The sequence below is a fragment of the Kitasatospora sp. NPDC006697 genome (assembly GCF_042869935.1).
Lineage (GTDB): Bacteria > Actinomycetota > Actinomycetes > Streptomycetales > Streptomycetaceae > Kitasatospora.
This window is the reverse complement of the sequence record NZ_JBIAGU010000042.1, coordinates 1-17,607: the sequence shown is the minus strand read 5'-3', so window position 1 is coordinate 17,607 and position 17,607 is coordinate 1. Positions and strand designations below refer to the sequence as shown.

Here is a 17,607-nt window from a genome sequence, read left to right as displayed (position 1 = left end):
GATGTGCAGTCAGAGTTAGTAGGGCACCTGGATTTGCGTGACACTTGACCGGATCGACAGCTGCCGTTCGCTTGCCGGCGCTCCGTCAGGCCCTGCGCCGCGGCCCGCCCGGCCGGTTCGCGGGCATGCCGGACCCGCCGCCCGCCAGGCCCGATGCGGGCCGGCGGACGACAGGTCCGGGGGTGGCGGCTACGCGATGGTCGCCAGGATGCGGTGGAAGCTCTCCGGCCCCAGCAGCCGCCCGGCGGCCAGGTCGAGACCCCAGCCCGAGCGCAGCTCGGTGCGCAGCTGGCTGGCCATCAGCGAGTCCAGGCCAAGGTCGCGCAGCGGCCTGCGGTGGTCCAGCCGGTCCTCCGGGATCTCCAGCAGGTGCGCCACCCGCCGCACCAGGGCCTGCGCCGCGGTCCCGGCCGAGACCTCCGCCGCCGGGGCCGGCGGCTCGGCCGGCACCAGCACCTCGGCCCGGTGCACCCGCTGCCCGGGCGGCCGCGGCACCTGGTGCCGGGCGCGCACGTGCAGCCGGGAGACCAGCGCCGCCATCTGCCCGGCGCCGAAGGAGGCCAGCAGGCCGGCGTGCCGGTGCGGCAGCAGGTGCAGCTCGATCGCCAGGAACTCCGCCAGCACGAAGCCGTCCGAGTCGAGCAGCAGCACGTCGCCGCGCCCGCCGGTGGCCGAGGGCCGTACCCGGCAGAGCGCCCAGAACTCGGCGGGCAGCTCGCCGTGCACCCGGATGGAGCCGAAGCCGGTCGGCACCTGGGCGGTGCCGGGCCGGTAGGCCGCGAGCAGCGCCAGCAGCCCGGACTCCCAGGCCGCGCTCCGCCCGGCGCCGCCGACCGGACGGATCTGCGCCACCGCCCGGCCGTCCCCGCGCCAGACGTGCTGCACCCCGCACAGCTCCTCGTCGATGCCGAAGCCCGCCTGCTCGGCCAGCCCCTGGAACCCGGGCGCCGACAGGTGCTCCAGCCGGCGGGCCAGCGTGCGGTCGAGCAGGTCGCGGCGGTCCACCGGCCGCGCCTGCGGGTCCGGCACGGCGGTGCCCTGCGCGCAGAGCACCGGCTCGCCCTCCGGGCCGTGCCGCAGCTCGGCCCGGACCTGCCGCAGCCCGTCCGCGCCGGGCGCCGAGACCGTCACCCGCAGCCGCACCACGGCCGGGTCTCCGGTGAACTGGGCCGCGCCGAGCCGCACTTCGAGCAGCGCGACCGGTCCGCCCGCCGCCGTGCGGGCGGTGGTCAGCATCGCCTCCAGGTAGACCGAGGGCAGCAGCGGCCGGGCCCCGCGCACCGACACCCCGGTCGCCCAGCCGGCCGCGCCCCACTCGGCCAGCGGCGCCTCCCGCACGTGCGGCGGCAGGGCCCGCGGCGCGGCGGCCGGGCGGACGGCCGGGACGGGGTGCCGCAGCACCTCGCGGTCCCAGGCGTAGGTGGGCAGGCCCTCCAGCACCGGGGTGGCCCGGCCGTACCAGCGGCTCCAGTCGACCCGGGCGCCGTTGGCGTAGGCCCGGCCCAGCGTCTCCAGCAGGGCGTCCGCCTCCTCGCAGTCGCGGCGCAGCGAGCCCAGCGCCGCGCCCTCGGCCTGCACCGAGCGGCGGGTGTCGTCCACCGCGGCGGCCAGCACCGGGTGCGGGCTCACCTCCAGGAAGACCGTCTCCTGGGCGCAGAGCGCGCGCACCGCCTCGGTGAAGCGGACCGGCCGGCGCAGGTTCTCCTGCCAGTAGCGCGGGACCAGCTCCTCCCCGCGCAGCGGCTCGGCCAGCACGCTGGAGAAGAGCCCGACCTCGGCCCGACGGGGCGTCAGATCGACGAGCGCGGAGACCAGTTCGTCGCTGATCAGCTCCATCGCGGGGGAGTGCGAGGCCACCTCCACCGGCACGATGCGGTGGAACACGCCGCGCTGCTCCAGCAGTCCGGCCAGCACTCCCAGCGGCTCGGCCGGCCCGGCCAGCACGGTGGCGCTCGGCGAGTTCTCCACGGCCACGCAGAGATCCGCGAACTCCGGCCGCTCGGCCAGCAGTTCCCGGGAGGCCTCGGCCGAGAGCTCGACCGCGAGCATCGCGCCCAGCCCGGCCAGCCGGCGCATCAGCCGGCTGCGCCGGCAGATCACCGCGCAGGCGTCGCGCAGGCTCAGCGCGCCGGAGACGTAGGCGGCGGCGGCCTCGCCCATGCTGTGGCCCAGGCAGACGTCCGGATCGAGGCCGGCCGCCCGCAGCGCCTCGGCCAGCGAGACCGCCACCGCCCACAGGGCGGGCTGCACCTGGTCGATCGCGGTCGGCAGCTCCTCGGCGCCGGTGAGCAGTTCGATGACGGACCAGCCGAGTTCGGCCTGAATCGCGCGGTCGCAGTCGGCCAGGGTGGCGCGGAAGGCCGGCGAGGACTCCAGCAGCCCGCGGCCCATGCCCAGCCACTGCGAGCCCTGCCCGGAGAAGACGAAGGCGGTGCGCCGGGGCGGGCCGAACCCGGCCTCGGCGGTGCCGCCGCCGGCGATCGGCTCGCCGGCCGCCAGCTCCCGCAGCCGGGCGGCCACCGCCTCGTGGGTGGCGCCGCGGACCCAGAGCCGGTGCGGGTGGTCGTCCCGGCGCAGCGCGGCCGCCGCGCAGAGCCGGTGCAGCGGGTGGCTGCGGCCCGGACCCTCCAGGAACCCGGCCCAGGAGGAGGCCAGTTCGCTCAGCGAGTGGGCCGAGCGCGCGCTCAGCACCAGCAGCTGCTCCCCGCCGGCCGCCCCCGCCGCGGTCGGGAGGTCTTCCGGGGCCCCGGCGGGCTCCGGCTGCTGGTAGGCGCCCACCACCACATGGGCGTTGGTGCCGGAGATGCCGAAGGAGCTGACCCCGATCCGGGCCGCCCGGCCGGCGTCGGGCAGCGGGGTGTTGCGGGTCACCACCGAGACGGCCAGGCCCTCCTCGGCGATCACCGGGTTGGGCTCGGCGCAGTGCAGCGAGGCGGGCACCAGACCGTGTCTGGCGATCAGGATCGCCTTGATCAGGCCGGCGATCCCGGCGGCGGACTCGGCGTGGCCGATGTTGCTCTTCACCGAGCCGGTGAGCAGCGGCCGTTCGGCCGGCCGGCCGGTGGCCTGGGCCAGCGCCCGCAGCTCCACGGCGTCGCCGACCGCGGTGCCGGTGCCGTGCGACTCCACGTAGTCCAGCTGGTCCGGGGTGATCCCGGCGGAGCGGCAGGCGGCCCGGAGCATCGCGACCTGGCCGCTGACCGCCGGCTGCAGCAGCAGCCCGCTGCCCCGGCCGTCGTTGGTGACGGCGCTGCCCAGCAGGGTGGCCAGGATCAGGTCGCCGTCGCGCTCGGCGTCGGCCAGCCGCTTGAGCACCACCACGCCCACGCCGTCGCTGCGGACGAACCCGTTGGCGTCGGCCGCGCCGAACCGGCAGCGGCCCTCGGGGGAGAGCATCGAGCCCTGGGAGTAGGCGATCGCGTCGTGGCTGGAGAGCACCACGTTGACCCCGGCGGCGACCGCCAGGTCGCACTCGCCGGTGAGCAGGCTCTGCCGGGCGGTGTGCACGGCGACCAGGGAGGAGGAGCAGGCGGTGTCCAGCACTACGCTGGGCCCGAGCAGGTCGAGCGCGTAGGAGATCCGGCCGGCGGTCACGGCGCGCAGCCGACTGCCCGCCATGGCGCGGATGTTGGGACCGTCCGGGTCGGCCGTCACCTCCGAGTACTCGGCGGTGGCCTGGCCGACGAAGACGCCGGTGTGGGTGCCGGCGAGGCTGGAGGGACGGATGCCGGCCTGCTCCAGCGCCTCCCAGGTGGCGTGCAGCAGCAGCCGCTGCTGCGGGTCCACGGCCTTCGCCTCCGCGGGGGAGATGCCGAAGAAGGCGTGGTCGAAGGCGAAGACGTCGGAGATGAACCCGCCGTGGCGGGACGCGGTCTTGCCGGGGACTCCGGAGGAGGGCGCGTAGTCGGCCGCGATGTCGAAGCGGTCGGCGGGCACCGGGGTGACGGAGTCCGTGTTGGCCAGCAGGTTGTGCCAGAACTGTGTCGGGCCGTCCGCCCCGGGGAACTGACAGCCGAGACCGATGACGGCGACCGTGGTGGCAGGGGCGTGTTGGGTGTACTCCATGGGAGGGGTCAACCTCTTCTAGATCCGACGATGAGGACGGTGTCAGTCGTGCCGTTGGACTAGCGAGATGCAAACTTACACTGAGACCCAAGTTTGACCCTAGTGTTTCCGGAAGCTGGCTGACTCTTTCTCATGAGCTGAGATCCACCCGAGGACGATCGATCTCCCGGCCGAACGGGCAAGGGACTGGCTGGAGGTGACGTCGCGTCAGCTGTCGGCTCTAGGGGCGGCCGGGGTGCGGGGCAGGCCGGGGGTCAGCTCAGGGCCACCGCGGGCGGCGGGACCAGGCCCTGCATGAGCAGCGTCAGACCCAGCTGGAGCTCGGGATCGAGCCGCGGCCGGGGGCCCTCCCCGGCGGGCAGGCTCCAACGGTAGAGGGTGCCGAAGTAGAGGTCGTGCAGGGTCTCGCCGATCCTTCCGGAGTCCACCGCGCTGCGGATCTCGCCGCGGGCCCGGCCCTGCTCCACGATGTCAGCGAAGAGTAGCCGCAGGTACGGACAGTGGCGCAGCGGGTGGCCGGTCTGCAGCCAGGCGACCAGCATCGCCGCGCTCAGGTCCGGCTCCTCCTCGTTGAGCGTGCTCAGGGTGGACATGCAGGTACGCAGCGCCTCGGCGGTGCCGTCGGCCTCCGCGAGCAGCGGATCCAGGCGGGTGGCCAGCCGGTTGAGCCGGTCCCGGCGCCAGAGCGTGACCAGGCAGTCCTTGCTGCGGAAGTAGTTGAAGAAGGTGCCGCGCCCGATGCCCGCCAGCTCCGCGATCTCCGCGATCGAGGTGTCGGCGTAGCCCTTGCGCCTGAACAGCACGACGGCGGCGTCGTAGACCTGCTCCCGTGCGCTGGCCCGGTCGCGCCGGCGCCGTCGGGGAGCCGGGGTGCCGTCGTCCAATGGGTGTCGCACGTGCCCTCCAGGGTGCTCGGCGTACAAGTGGCCTCGTTGGCCGGTCCATTGATGGTTCATCATACAAACTTGGATCGAAGTACACACATCACCGGGGCGGTGAGCTGACAGAAGCTCAGATCCATCCAAGTTCATGGACTCTGATACATCTTTAGTCTGTAGATGGGGAGGAGACTTGCGTGTATCTTTGCATCAGAGGTCATCTTCGAGGGGCGCGCGGCCCGGCCATGCCCGTTCCGGCGTGCGCCCCCGGCTCGCGCCGGTACCGACCCTTCCCGACAGCGCACCGATCCCTCCCGGCAGTTCCGTGACATCCCACTCACGGCCCCCGGCCGCCGGACCCCGTCCGGACGGCCCGGGCGGCCGCGCTCCGAACCGCGAGCCGGCCCCGGCACACCCGTGACCCACCGGCATACGAACGGGGAAGCAATGACGATTCAGATGACGGCGCGCAGAATCCCCGCCGTGATCCGCCCGGCCACCGCTGCACCGGCGGCCATCGCACCGGCCGTCGCACCTGCCACGGCCACCGGGCCGGCCGCCGCCGGTCCCCCCACCGCCGGGCCGGCCGCCGCCCAGGAGACCTCCGTGCTGGTGGTCGAGGGCACCGCCGCCACCGCCGGGGCACGGGTGCGCGAACTGCTGCGGCAGGGCTACGCCGCGAGCGCCGTCGCCACCGGAACCGAGGCGCTGGCCGCCCACCAGCAGGCCGACCTGGTCCTGCTCGACCTGGACCTGCCCGACATCGACGGCCTGGAGGTCTGCCGGCTGATCCGCCGCAGCGGTGACAAGCCGGTCATCTCGATCAGCGGCCGGGACACCGAACTCGACCGGGTGCTGGCCCTGCAGGCCGGCGCCGACGACTGCGTGGTGGCCTCCTGCGGCACCCGCGAGCTGCTGGCCCGGATCCAGGCCGTGCTGCGCCGGGCCCACCCCCGGGCGCCCGCCCCGCCGACCATCTCGCTCACCCCGCTGCAGATCGACGCCGGCACCCGCGAGGTCCGCCTGCACGGCAACCAGGTCACCCTCACGGCCAAGGAGTTCGACCTGCTGCACACCCTGGCGGCCGAGCCCGGCAACGTGCTCTCCCGCAAGGAGCTGATGGCCAGGATCTGGGGCACCACCTGGGCCGCCGCCTCCAGCCGCGCCATCGACACCCATGTCAGCAACCTGCGGGCGAAACTCGGCGAGAAATGGATCATCACCGTGCACGGGGTCGGATACCGACTGGGCCGGGGCTGAACCGGTGAGGGCCCGGACGATGGTCGGGGGCGGCTCGTTCGCATGCCCCGAGAATACCCGCCGGGCGGCTGCCGACCGGCATTCCGGGAATGCCTTGTCGGCAACCCCGCGAATACTTGCGGGCGCTCACCGGAGATGACGTCTCCCTTGCACTCCTTGACAATTTCCGACACGTCGGGCATTGCCTGGCCAGGGCCTCGGTCGCAAGGATGTTCCACAGAGCGCACCGCACCGAAAGCGCTGTGGCAAGACCCGTAACCCGCACCACGGGAACGGGAATTCAGTCCAGAGCCCGACCGGGGAGGAATCCCCGGACACCGGAGGAGGGAAACGCACAATGCCAGTCGCAAGGCACGACGAAAGCCTCCCGAGTTTGCCGCTCATATCCGACGCGACGCTGCGGGACTCGGCCCACATGGCGGGCGTGGAATTCGCCCCCAAGCACGCCGCCGTGATCGCCGACCTGCTGGTCAAGACCGGCGTGTCGCTGGTCGAGGTGGGCATGGTGGCCGGCCCCGCGTCCAAGGACGCCGACCTGGTCCTCGCCACCCATGAGGCCGTCGGCCCCGAGCGCAGCATGACCCTGGTCGTGGTCCGCGACCGCCAGCAGGTGGCCACCGCCCTCGACGAGGCCGAGCGCCTCGGCGTGCGCCACATCATGTACTCCATCCCGACCTCGGAGCAGCACGCCGCGCTGAAGCTCGGCTCGCCCAGCGCCAAGTTCCTGCAGACGCTGGCCAAGTCGGCGATCGTCCAGGCCAAGGACCGCGGCTTCCACGTCACCTTCAGCGGCGAGGACGCGGCCCGCACCCCGGCCGAGCGCCTGGTGCCGTACGTCACCGCCGGCTTCGAGGCCGGCGCCGACCGGTTCCGGCTCGCCGAGACCGTCGCCTACCTGTCGCCCTGGCAGATGCAGGACGTGATCGCCGACCTGACCGCGATCGACGGCTCCGAGATCGAGATCCACTCGCACAACATGCTCGGCATGGCGGTGGCCAACTCGCTCGCCGCCGTCCGGGCCGGCGCCAAGTGGATCTCCGCCACCGTCGGCGGCATCGGCGAGCGCGGCGGCAACGCCCCGCTGGCCGAGCTGCTCACCTCGCTGCGGGTCATCCACCAGGACACCCGCTTCGACCTGACCCACCTCACCGAGCTGTCCCGGGTCGCCCTGGAGGGCGCCGGCCTCGGCGAGGCGTTCCAGTCCGGGCCCACCTCCTCGCACTCCTTCGCCTACGAGCTGCCCGGCCAGCTGACCCACCCCGAGGCGTACGAGACGCTGCCCGCCGAGCTGGTCGGCAACTCCCGCGAGCTGCTGGTCCGCACCCGCCTCACCCCGCCGCTGGTCAAGTGGGCGCTCGACGACTCCGGCGTCTCCGTCGACGTCGACGCCTTCACCGACTGGCTGATCGACCGTCAGGAGCGCGCCGGCGGGCCGCTGCTGGACCGCGACGGCATCCGCAAGGCCGCGATCGAGTTCCAGGCCGCCTGATCCCACCAGGCGTGAGCGGCGGAGCCGGCGACCCCACACGCCGTCCCGCCACCCGACCGACCGACCGAACAGACCACGAACCGGAGCTGACACATGTCCACCGCCACCACCCTGACCGGCACCTGCCCCGAGTGCGAGACCGACCTGACCGTCCCGCCGATGGCCGTCGGCGAGACCCTCTCCTGCCCCGAGTGCATGCTGACCCTGCGGATCGAGGCGATCAGCGAGGGCCGGCTGACCCTCGAGATGATCCAGGTCTCGCTGCGCGACTGGGGCCAGTGAGATGCCCCTCAACGTCGCCATCGTGGCCGACCGGATCGCCTGGGAGGAGCGCCAGCTCCTCCAGGCGGCCCCGGCCCTCGGCCTGAACATCGACTGGGTCAACGACGAGTCGCTCTGCCTCGGCGCCGTCGGTGCGCCCGCCCTGCAGGAGTACGACGCCGTGCTGGTGCGCAGCCGCAGCTACACCCGCGGCGGCCTGGTCGCGACCCTGGCCGAGGCGGCCGGCGTCGCGGCCGTCAACACCGCGCGGGCGATCAACGCCTGCGAGAACAAGGCCGTGCTGCGCACCGTGCTGCGCAGCGCCGGCGTGCCGGTGCCCGACTACCGGCTGGTGCTCTCCCGCAAGGACTTCGAGAAGGCCGTCGAGGAGATCGGCGTCCCCGTGGTGCTCAAGCCGATCTACGGCGGCATGGGCAAGCGGGTCACCCTGATCCGGCACAGCGACACCGCCCACTCCGTCTACGACTACGTCGAGGACCTCGGCCACGCCTTCGAGCAGGCCTGCCTGGTCGAGCCGTTCCTGGCCGGCGGCTCCTCGGTGCGCTGCCTGGTGGTGGGCCGGGAGATCATCGGCGCAGCCGAGTTCGTCAGCGCCGGCACCGACTGGCGCAACAACGCCGCGCTCGGCAACCACACCAGCGCCATCGGGCACGACCCCGACGTGGTCAAGATCGTCGACGCCGTGATCGCCGAACTCGGCGCCGGTATCTACGGGGTGGACCTGTTCCGCACCGACGACGGCTTCGTGGTCAACGAGGTCAACCACGCGCCCGGCTTCCGGGCGGTGGCCACCACCACCGGGGTCGACGTCACCGCGGCGATCGGCGCCTACCTCCAGGAGCAGTTCTCATGATCCGCGCAGGAGTCGTCGGCGCCTCCGGGCTGGCCGGCGGCGATCTGATCCGCCTGCTCAGCCAGCACCCCGACATGGAACTGACCTTCCTGGGCGGTTCCTCCAACATCGGCCGCCGCCCGGCCGAACTCCACCCCAACCTGCGGGTCGACCTCGGCCTGACCGTGCAGCCGGTCACCGAGGCGGTCGCCGACCAGGTCGACGTGCTCTTCCTGGCCACCCCCGCCGGCGCCTCCGGCGAGCTCGCCGAACTGCTGGCGGACAAGGTCGAGTCGATCGTCGACCTCAGCGGCGCCTTCCGGATCCGCACCCCCGAGCTTCATGACCGCTGGTACCCCAAGGTCAAGCGGCGCACCGAGCTCGCCGACCGCTTCGTCTACGGCGTGCCCGAGCTGGTCGCCGACCAGCTGGTCGGCGCCCCGCTGATCTCGCTGGCCGGCTGCTACGCCACCGCCCTCACGCTCAGCCTGGCGCCGCTCACCATGGGCCTCGGACTGGACCTGAAGACCGTGGTGGTGGACGGCAAGAGCGGGTCCAGCGGCGGCGGGCTCACGCTGCGCACCACCGACCTGCACCCGCTGCGCAACGGCGCCATCGCCCCCTACGCGCCCACCGGCCACCGGCACGCCGGCGAGGTCGGCGACTTCCTGGCCCGGGCCAAGAAGGGCAGCATCGGCTCGCTGTCGATGTCCGCCTACGGCGTCTCGCACGTGCGCGGCCTGCTCACCAGCGCGTACGTCTTCACCGACGCGCCGGTCGACCAGCGCGAACTGCAGCGCGCCTACACCCGGTTCTACAAGGGCAAGCCGTTCGTCCGGGTCCGCCGGCACGACGAGACGCTGATCCCGGTGCCGGACCCGCAGGCCGTGCTCGGCTCCAACTACTGCGACGTGACCGTCCTGCACGACCCCGAGGGCGGCCGGATCGTGGCGCTCGGCGCGCTCGACAACCTGGTCAAGGGCGCGGCCGGCCAGGCCGTGCAGGCGGCCAACATCCGCTTCGGCCTCCCCGAGGAGACCGGCCTGACCATGCACCCGGTGATGCCGGCATGACCGGCAGCGGCGGCAACCCCGCCCCCACCGTGGTCAAGCTCGGCGGCAGCTGCCTGGACGACCTGGACGGCACCTGGTGGGACGACCTGGCCGCACACGGCCGGCAGCGCCCGCTGGTCCTGGTGCACGGCTGGTCCAAGCCGCTCAAGCGGCTCAACCCGCGCTACACCGAGCCCTCGGCGATCCTTCGGGACCGCTACGGCAACCAGAGCCGCTGGACCACCCCCGAGGTCATCGCCGACATCAAGACCGTCAGCGCCGCGATGGCCGAGGACGTGCTGGGCCGGCTGGACAGCCGCGGCATCACCGCCGAGTGGCTGCTCGGCAGCGACGGCCTGGTCCAGGCCGGCGAGGGCGAGCGCTGGTGGTGGCAGAACAAGCAGCTGGTCGAGCTGGAGAACCTGGTCGGCCCGATCACCGGCGTCGACCCGGCCCCGCTGAAGAACCTCCAGCCCGGCCACGCCTACCTGGTCACCCCGCTGGCCCGCAACGCGGCCGGCCAGGAGGTCAACAACGACGCCGACCGGGCGGCCGCGGCGATCGCCGCGGCGGTCGGCGCCACCGACCTGGTCCTGGTCACCGACGTGGCCCACCTGCTGATCGACGGTCAGCCGGTGCCCCGGATCAGCGCCCAGGACGCGGCCGCCTTCCGCGACCAGGGCGCCACCGGCGGGATGCGCAAGAAGCTGCGCGCCGCGGGCGAGGCACTGGACGGCGGCGTCCCGCGGGTCGTCATCGGCAGCGCCTCGGTCACCGACCTGCTCGACGGCCGCACCGGCACCCTGATCACCCCAGCCTGAGGAGCGAACACGTGGCCACATCGCGCGTCCTGGTCGTCAACAACGGCACCCTGTCGCTCAAGCAGCTCCGCGCCCGGTTCGAGACCCTGGGCTCGGAGACCGAGGTGACCGACGCCGCCTCGGTGCCCGCCAAGCTCAACGGCCGCTACCAGGCGATCGTGCTCAGCGGCACCAAGGTCCGCGCCTACGACCAGGCGTTCTACAAACCCCTGGTCGACCTGGTGATGACCGCCGGCGTCCCGGTCTTCGGGATCTGCGGCGGCATGCAGCTGATCGCCGTCTCGGCCGGCGGCGAACTCGCCCCCGGAGAGCAGCGGGTCGGCGGCTACGAGGTCCAGGTCGACAAGGAGGAGCCGATCTTCTCCCACGTCAAGCCGACCGTCACGGTCTTCCACCGGCACACCCTCTACCTCCAGGCGGCCCCGGCCGGCTTCCGGTCGATCGGCCGGTCGGAGCACGCGCCGGTGGAGTTCATCCGCTCGGAGGACGGCCGGATCTTCGGCGCCCAGGCCCATCTGGAGTTCCGCAACGACGGCCTGGAGATCCTCCGGGGCTTCGCGGAGATCTACCAGCAGTGACGGCCCGCCCTGCGCGCCGGCTCTCCCCGGCGCGCAGGGTCCCCGACTTCAGCCACACACGCAGAGGACTTACGACAATGAGTGAACTGGACAACCGCCAGGATCCCGCCCTCACCGTCCACCTGAACGGCGCCGGCGGCGAGATCAAGGGCTGGGTGGTCATCGACTCGCTGTACAACGGCCTGGCCATGGGCGGCACCCGGATGACCCCCGGGGTCACCGAGGAGGAGGTGGCCGGCCTCGCCCGCGACATGACCCACAAGTTCATCCTGGCCGGCCTGCCGATCGGCGGCGCCAAGGCCGGCATCGTCTCCGACGGCAGCGACCGCGAGCAGACCTTCCGCACCTTCGGACGGACCGTCAAGCCGCTGCTGCACGGCGGCATCCACCTCGGCATCGACATGGGCGTCACCCCCGCCGACCGGGCCACCTTCTTCGACGAGGCCGGCTACGACCCGCGGTTCCGGCTCGGCGCCCCCGACATGCCGATCGACTGGCGCACCTACTACGAGCCGCTGATCGACGCCACCGGCCACGGCGTCGGCGTCGCCGCCGTCACCGCCCTGGAGGCGGCCGGCCGCACCGGCTCCGCCCGGGTGGTCATCCAGGGCTTCGGCGCGGTCGGCCGGGCCGTCGCCGAGTTCCTGGAGGAGCGCGGCCACGTCATCGTCGGCGTCGCCGACATCGACGGCACGATCAGCGCCGACCGCCTGCCGGTCGCCGACCTGATCGCCATCACCGACGAGTTCGGCCGGATCGACCGCAGCCGGCTGCCGCAGAGCGTCACCACCAGCAACACCCCCGACGCCTGGCTCGACGTCGACGCCGACCTGCTCATCCTGGCCGCCCAGAAGCACGCCCTCAACGACACCAACGCCCATCGGGTCCGCTCCCAGCTGGTCGTCGAGGGCGGCAACATCTGCTCCACCGAGGACGCCCGGGAGAAGCTGCGCGCCGCCGGCGGCCTGCTGGTGCCCGGCGTGATCAGCAACATCGGCGGGGCCGGCTCCGCCGCGCTGGCCGTCACCCGGGTGGTGCCGTTCGAGCTCGAGGCCGAGGCCCGCAAGGCCTGGGTCTTCGACTGGGTCGCCAACACCGTGCAGCGCAACACCCGCGACCTGCTGGCCATCGCCGACTCCCGGGCCGGCGACCCGCTGCCGGAGCTGCTGGCCGACCGCGCTGCGGCCCGCCGATGAGCGCGCCCTCCTCGGTCGCCGACCGACTGACCGAGTTCCGCCGGCGCGGCTGGTGGCGGGACGAGACCTTCCTCGACGACCTGCGCCGCCAGGCCGCCGAGCGGCCGCGCAAGCTGGCGATCGCCGGCCGCCGGCTGGACGAGGCCCGCACCGACACCCTGGACTACGCCGAACTCTCCCGGCTCACCGACCGGTTCGCCGGCGCCCTGCTGGAGCTGGGGGTGGAGCGCGGCGACGTGGTCGCCGTCCAGCTGCCCAACCGCTGGGAGATGGTCCCGCTGATGTTCGCCTGCATGGCGGCCGGCGCGGTCATCTGCCCGATCGCGCCGGTCTGCCAGGAGGAGGAGCTGCGCCACCGGCTCACCCTCACCGAGGCCCGGGTCTTCATCACCGTCGCCGAGTACGACGGCTACCCGCTGGCCACCACGGTCCGCGACCTCAGGGACCAGCTGGCCGTGGACCACGTGGTGGTGGTCGACGGCCACGCCCCCGAGGGCACCGTCGACTTCCACGACCTGTTCGTCGCCCGGCACTGGGAGAAGGAGCGGATGGGGCAGCTGGAGGGCCGGGCACTGCGCCCGGACGAGCCCTTCGTGGTGCTCTTCACCTCCGGCACCACCGGCTTCTCCAAGGGCGTGGTGCACAGTCAGAACACCGTCCACTCCGGCGTGCGCGGCTACGTGGACACCTTCCTGCTCCGCGACGACCTGGTCGCCGTGGTCACCACCCCGATGGTGCACTACTCCGGCTTCGGCCAGGGCATCCTGGCGGGGGTCATCCTCGGCGGCACCTCGGTCTTCCAGGACGGGCCCGACCACGCGGGCCTGCTCGACCTGATCGAGCGCTACCACGGCACCCTGCTCTACGGCCCGCCGCCCACCCTGTCCGGCGTGGCCCGGGTGCAGCAGTCCGACCCGCACGACATCTCCAGCCTGCGCCACACCATCACCGGCGCCGCGCCGGTGCTCCAGGGGCTGGTCGACGAACTGCGCGACACCCTGGGCGCCCGCACCTACTCGGTGTGGGGCATGTCCGAGTTCGGCCCGGTCACCATCAGCCGGCTGGACTACAACCAGAACTGGTCCGCGCACAGCCACGGCCGGCCGATCGACTCCATGGAGATCCGGATCGACGCCTGCCAGGACCCGACCCAGCGGGCCTCGGTCGGCCGGCTGCGGGTGCGCGGCGCCTCCCAGGCGCTGGGCTACTTCAAGCAGCAGGACGTGTTCGACGCCGAGCTGAGCGACGACGGCTGGTTCGACACCGGCGACGTGGCCCGCGAGGACGGGCGCGGCGGCATCCGGGTGCTCGGCCGGGCCAAGGACGCCATCATGCGCGACGGGATCGTGCTGCCGATGGCCGAGCTGGAGTCGGTCATCGCGCACCACCCGCGGGTCGCCGAGGCGGCGATCGTCGGCCCGACCGGGCACATCGACGACACCATCCTGGTGGTCCTGGTCGCCCGCGGCGAGCCCGCGCCGACGCTGGAGGAGATCCGCTCCCACCTGCGCGGCGCCGGCCAGGACGCCCGGTTCCTGCCGGAGCGCCTGGAGGTCATGGACGCCCTGCCCAAGACCCTCACCGGCAAGGTCCGCAAGGTCGAACTCCGCAAGCTCTTCGCCGGCTGACGCACCCGGTCGCGGGGGGGGGGCGCGCGCGCCGGCCGCGGCCCCCCCCCGCCCGGGCCCCCCCCCCCCCCCCCCCCCCCCCCCCCCCCCCCCCCCCCCCCGGCCGGGCCGCACCACCCCGCCGCCTCGGCACCCGAGGCCCGATCCGTTGGAGCAACGCCATGCCCGAACCCGTACCGGTGACCAAGTCGGCGACGCTGGCCGCCGACGAGGCGCTGGAACGTCGCCGCCGAGCCGGCGAGCAGGTCATCTCCCTGGCCAGCGGTGAGATCGGCCTCCCCGTCCTGCCCGCCCTGCGGGCCAGGCTCGCCGGGGCGGCGGGCCGCAACGCCTACGGCCCGGTGGCCGGCAGCCCGGCGCTGCGCGCCGCCGCCGCCGGCTACTGGGGCCGCCGCGGCCTGCCCACCGACCCCGAGCTGGTGCACTGCGCCCCCGGCAGCAAGCCGATGCTCTTCGCCCTGATGCTCGCCATCGGCGGCGACGTGGTGGTGCCGGTCCCCAGCTGGGTCAGCTACGCCGCCCAGGCCCGGCTGGCCGGCGGCACACCGATCGAGGTCCGCACCCGGCCCGGCCAGGGCGGCGTGCCCGACCCCGTCCTGCTGCGCGCCGCCGTCACCGCCGCCCGCGCGGCCGGACGGGACCCGCGCTGCGTCATCGTCACCCTGCCCGACAACCCCACCGGCACCATCGCCGAACCCGGCACCCTCGCCGAACTGGCCGCGGTCGCCCGCGAACTGGACCTGGTCATCGTCTCCGACGAGATCTACTGCGACCTGGTCTTCGAGGGCGCCGACCGGGCGCTCTCGCCCGCCGTCTTCGCCCCCGAGCGGACGGTGGTCACCACCGGGCTGACCAAGAACCTGGCCGTCGGCGGCTGGCGGATGGGCGTCGCCCGGCTGCCCGAGGGCCCGCTCGGCCGGGCCCTGCACCAGCGGCTGGAGGCCGTGGCCAGCCAGACCTGGTCCACCACCGCCGCCCCCGTCCAGGAGGCCGCCGTCTTCGCCCTGGACGAACCCGCCGAGGTGGTGGAGTACGTCGCCGCCGCCCGGCGGCTGCACGAGACCGTGGTCCGCGCCGTCGCCGCCATGTTCACCGCGATCGGCGCCGACCTGGAGCCCGTCCGCTCCACCTGCTACCTCTACCCGAGCTTCGAACCGCTGCGCGCCCACCTGCTGGCCGCGCACCAGGTCACCGGAGCCGACCAGCTGGCCGCCCTCTTCGCCCAGCGCTACGGCGTGGGCCTGCTCCCCGGCACGGCGTTCGGCGAACCCGCCGGCACGCTGCGGATCCGGATCGCGACCAGCCGGCTGTACGGCGAGCACGACGCCGAGCGATCGGCGGCGATGACCGCCCAGGCCCCCCTCGAACTCCCCTGGATCAAGGCGTCCCTGGACCGCGTCGGCGACGTCCTGGAGGACCTCGTCCGGTCGTCCGACCGCAGTCCGGCCGCCGCCTGACCCGGCACCACGCTCCGCCCACACGACTTCCCGGAGGTTCAGAAGCCATGTCCATCGTCAGCGAATACGAGTACCGGGGCCGGCGGTACCTCAGCCTGGGCATCGCCGCCGCCGGCGAGCCGCAGACCCTGCACCTGCTCCCCGAGGGCGGTCTGCGCGCCGCGCTGCTCTCGGACGACGCCCCCGCCGCGCTCGCCGCCGCCACCGCGGCCGCCCCGAGCCTGACCGTGACCGCCGGCGACCCCGAGCTGCGCCCGCTGCCGCCGCTGCTGCCGGCCGACAGCGGCACCGCCCTGGTCAGCGGCTTCCTCGGCACCCACAAGTCCAAGGAGGCGGCGATCGTCTCCTACGACGGGAAGCCGCCGGTGCCGAAGTGGTTCTTCAAGGGCATCGGCTCCTGGCTGCGCACCCCGGGCACGCCGCTGGTGGTCCCCGCCGAGCCGATCTGGCTGATCGAGGAGGCGGAGATGCTGCTGGTCTACGTCAACGACGAGCAGGGCGTCCCGCACTACGTCGGCTACAGCTTCGGCAACGACCTGTGCGACATCGGCCTGCACCGGATCGACCCGAGCTACACCCCGTCCGGCAAGCTCTGCGACACCGCCGTCTCGCCCTACCTCTTCCTCGGTGAGCCGCCGAAGGCCGCCACCGGCAAGGTCACCATCGAGCGCGGCGGCGCGGCGGCCTGGGAGGGCAAGTTCGACTGCGGCGCGGACGCGCTCTGGTTCAAGGTCGAGGACCTGGCCGCGCGGGCCTTCTCCTTCCCCGCGCTCTGCCGCCCCGGGCTGGTCAACTACCTGCTCACCGGGGCCGACCTGAGCAGCTTCCACGACGGCTTCCAGCTGCAGGACGGCGACCGCCTGGTCATCGAGGTCACCAGCCACGGCGCGGTCCTCTCCAACACCGTGCAGTACGGCGGTACGGCTTCGGCGGCCTGACGGGCCGCCGGGAGCGGGGGCCGCGGCCGGAAAATCCGGCCGCGGTTCCCGCGGTTCATGGAAAAGTAGAAACAACTGTGTTGACGAACAATCCGATTGACGGAGGAACAGATATGAGCAGCAACGAGCTGGCCGGCAAGGTGGCGCTGGTGACCGGCGGCAGCCGGGGGATCGGCGCGGAGGTGGCGCGCAAGCTGGCCGGCGCCGGTGCGGCGGTGGCGATCACGTATGTGCAGGCCGCCGACCAGGCGGGTGCCGTGGTCAAGCAGATCGAGGCGGCCGGTGGTACCGCGATCGCGATCCGGGCGGACCTGGCGGCGTCGGGGGACGCCGAGGCGGCGGTGGCGCGGACCATCGGTGAGCTGGGCCGGCTGGACGTCCTGGTGAACAACGCGGGCCACTTCACCTACGGTGCGCTGCACGAGGTGACCACCGAGGAGCTGGACCGGGTGCTGGCGATCGACGTCCGCTCGGTCTTCCTCGCGGCCCAGGCCGCGGCCCGGCAGATGGCCGACGGCGGCCGGATCATCAGCATCGGCTCCTGCTTCAACGGCCGGGTGCCCGGCGACAGCCTGGTGCTGCAGGCGACGGCCAAGGCCGCGCTGATCGGTCTGACCAAGGGCCTGGCCCGGGAGCTGGGCTCGCGCGGGATCACCTCCAACGTCGTGGACCCGGGTCCGATCGACACCGACATGAACCCGGCCGACGGTGAGACGGCCGACTTCCAGGCCGGTCTGACCGCGCTGGGCCGCTACGGCAAGGTCGAGGACATCGCCGACACCGTGCTCTTCCTGGCGGGCCCGACCGGCAACTTCATCACCGGCGCGGCGATCCCCGTCGACGGCGGCTACACCGTCTGACGCGAGCTCCGCGCCGAGCGAGCCCCCTGCCCCGTCACCGCGACGGGGCAGGGGGCTTCGGCGTGCCTGGCGTGGCTGGCGTGGCTGTCGGGTGCGGTGCCCGACGTACTGTCAGCCTGTCAGCCGCAGGGTGCGCGGACGCGGGAGGGGGCCCCCCCCCCCCCGGGGGGCCGCCCGGGGGGGGGGGGGGGGCGGCGGCGCCCCGCCCCCCCCCCGGCCGGGCCCCCCGCGGGGGGGGCGCCCCCCCCCCCCCCCCCCCCCCCCCCCCCCC

At 73.6% G+C, this 17,607-nt stretch carries 14 protein-coding genes; 12 read left to right on the top strand and 2 right to left on the bottom strand.

Going from position 1 to position 17,607, the window contains the following annotated elements:
- Positions 1 to 189: 189 nt before the first annotated feature.
- Positions 190 to 4,065 (bottom strand): type I polyketide synthase, encoded by a 3,876-nt coding sequence (locus tag ACFYNO_RS37345; protein WP_388022217.1) that lies wholly within the window; start codon positions 4,063 to 4,065, stop codon positions 190 to 192.
- Between the two features lie 254 nt (positions 4,066 to 4,319).
- Positions 4,320 to 4,961 (bottom strand): TetR/AcrR family transcriptional regulator, encoded by a 642-nt coding sequence (locus tag ACFYNO_RS37340; RefSeq protein ID WP_388022216.1) that lies wholly within the window; start codon positions 4,959 to 4,961, stop codon positions 4,320 to 4,322.
- Between the two features lie 441 nt (positions 4,962 to 5,402).
- Here ACFYNO_RS37340 and ACFYNO_RS37335 point away from each other — a divergent pair, with 441 nt between their 5' ends.
- The 12 genes from ACFYNO_RS37335 to ACFYNO_RS37280 all read left to right on the top strand — a co-directional run bounded on the left by ACFYNO_RS37335 (position 5,403) and on the right by ACFYNO_RS37280 (position 17,336).
- Positions 5,403 to 6,203 (top strand): response regulator transcription factor, encoded by an 801-nt coding sequence (locus ACFYNO_RS37335; RefSeq protein ID WP_388022214.1) that lies wholly within the window; start codon positions 5,403 to 5,405, stop codon positions 6,201 to 6,203.
- Positions 6,204 to 6,540: 337 nt separating this feature from the next.
- Positions 6,541 to 7,692, top strand: a complete 1,152-nt coding sequence (locus ACFYNO_RS37330; RefSeq protein WP_388022212.1) for an isopropylmalate synthase — start codon at positions 6,541 to 6,543, stop codon at positions 7,690 to 7,692.
- Positions 7,693 to 7,785: 93 nt separating this feature from the next.
- Entirely contained in the window at positions 7,786 to 7,974 is a 189-nt protein-coding gene (locus tag ACFYNO_RS37325; protein WP_388022211.1) for a lysine biosynthesis protein LysW, read from the top strand.
- Between the two features lies 1 nt (position 7,975).
- Positions 7,976 to 8,827, top strand: a complete 852-nt coding sequence (locus ACFYNO_RS37320) for a RimK family alpha-L-glutamate ligase (RefSeq protein WP_388022209.1) — start codon at positions 7,976 to 7,978, stop codon at positions 8,825 to 8,827.
- Positions 8,824 to 9,879, top strand: coding sequence for an N-acetyl-gamma-glutamyl-phosphate reductase (gene argC, locus ACFYNO_RS37315; protein ID WP_388022207.1), 1,056 nt, complete (start codon positions 8,824 to 8,826; stop codon positions 9,877 to 9,879). The genes ACFYNO_RS37320 and argC overlap by 4 nt, the downstream gene beginning before the upstream one ends.
- Positions 9,876 to 10,679, top strand: coding sequence for an acetylglutamate kinase (locus tag ACFYNO_RS37310; RefSeq protein ID WP_388022205.1), 804 nt, complete (start codon positions 9,876 to 9,878; stop codon positions 10,677 to 10,679). The genes argC and ACFYNO_RS37310 overlap by 4 nt, the downstream gene beginning before the upstream one ends.
- 11 nt (positions 10,680 to 10,690) lie before the next feature.
- The gene (locus ACFYNO_RS37305) at positions 10,691 to 11,257 is read left to right on the top strand and encodes a type 1 glutamine amidotransferase (RefSeq protein ID WP_388022203.1); all 567 of its coding nucleotides are present in this window, start codon (positions 10,691 to 10,693) and stop codon (positions 11,255 to 11,257) included.
- Positions 11,258 to 11,334: 77 nt separating this feature from the next.
- Positions 11,335 to 12,453: a Glu/Leu/Phe/Val dehydrogenase dimerization domain-containing protein gene (locus tag ACFYNO_RS37300; RefSeq protein ID WP_388022201.1), complete on the top strand. Its 1,119-nt coding sequence runs from the start codon at positions 11,335 to 11,337 to the stop codon at positions 12,451 to 12,453.
- Positions 12,450 to 14,081: an AMP-binding protein gene (locus ACFYNO_RS37295; protein WP_388022199.1), complete on the top strand. Its 1,632-nt coding sequence runs from the start codon at positions 12,450 to 12,452 to the stop codon at positions 14,079 to 14,081. The genes ACFYNO_RS37300 and ACFYNO_RS37295 overlap by 4 nt, the downstream gene beginning before the upstream one ends.
- Before the next feature lie 161 nt (positions 14,082 to 14,242).
- A complete protein-coding gene (locus ACFYNO_RS37290; protein ID WP_388022198.1) occupies positions 14,243 to 15,538 on the top strand; it encodes a pyridoxal phosphate-dependent aminotransferase in 1,296 nt (431 codons plus the stop codon).
- A 47-nt stretch (positions 15,539 to 15,585) separates the two neighbouring features.
- Entirely contained in the window at positions 15,586 to 16,476 is an 891-nt protein-coding gene (locus tag ACFYNO_RS37285) for a fumarylacetoacetate (FAA) hydrolase (RefSeq protein WP_388022196.1), read from the top strand.
- A gap of 113 nt (positions 16,477 to 16,589) precedes the next feature.
- Entirely contained in the window at positions 16,590 to 17,336 is a 747-nt protein-coding gene (locus ACFYNO_RS37280; protein ID WP_388022195.1) for an SDR family oxidoreductase, read from the top strand.
- Positions 17,337 to 17,607 lie beyond the last annotated feature (271 nt).

What these genes read in the sequence shown, in the direction of transcription:
- ACFYNO_RS37345 (WP_388022217.1), bottom strand. Translation starts at nt 4,065, where the DNA reads ATGGAGTACACCCAACACGCCCCTGCCACCACGGTCGCCGTCATCGGT.
- ACFYNO_RS37335 (WP_388022214.1), top strand. Translation starts at nt 5,403, where the DNA reads ATGACGGCGCGCAGAATCCCCGCCGTGATCCGCCCGGCCACCGCTGCA.
- ACFYNO_RS37330 (WP_388022212.1), top strand. Translation starts at nt 6,541, where the DNA reads ATGCCAGTCGCAAGGCACGACGAAAGCCTCCCGAGTTTGCCGCTCATA.
- ACFYNO_RS37325 (WP_388022211.1), top strand. Translation starts at nt 7,786, where the DNA reads ATGTCCACCGCCACCACCCTGACCGGCACCTGCCCCGAGTGCGAGACC.
- ACFYNO_RS37320 (WP_388022209.1), top strand. Translation starts at nt 7,976, where the DNA reads ATGCCCCTCAACGTCGCCATCGTGGCCGACCGGATCGCCTGGGAGGAG.
- argC (WP_388022207.1), top strand. Translation starts at nt 8,824, where the DNA reads ATGATCCGCGCAGGAGTCGTCGGCGCCTCCGGGCTGGCCGGCGGCGAT.
- ACFYNO_RS37310 (WP_388022205.1), top strand. Translation starts at nt 9,876, where the DNA reads ATGACCGGCAGCGGCGGCAACCCCGCCCCCACCGTGGTCAAGCTCGGC.
- ACFYNO_RS37300 (WP_388022201.1), top strand. Translation starts at nt 11,335, where the DNA reads ATGAGTGAACTGGACAACCGCCAGGATCCCGCCCTCACCGTCCACCTG.
- ACFYNO_RS37295 (WP_388022199.1), top strand. Translation starts at nt 12,450, where the DNA reads ATGAGCGCGCCCTCCTCGGTCGCCGACCGACTGACCGAGTTCCGCCGG.
- ACFYNO_RS37290 (WP_388022198.1), top strand. Translation starts at nt 14,243, where the DNA reads ATGCCCGAACCCGTACCGGTGACCAAGTCGGCGACGCTGGCCGCCGAC.
- ACFYNO_RS37285 (WP_388022196.1), top strand. Translation starts at nt 15,586, where the DNA reads ATGTCCATCGTCAGCGAATACGAGTACCGGGGCCGGCGGTACCTCAGC.
- ACFYNO_RS37280 (WP_388022195.1), top strand. Translation starts at nt 16,590, where the DNA reads ATGAGCAGCAACGAGCTGGCCGGCAAGGTGGCGCTGGTGACCGGCGGC.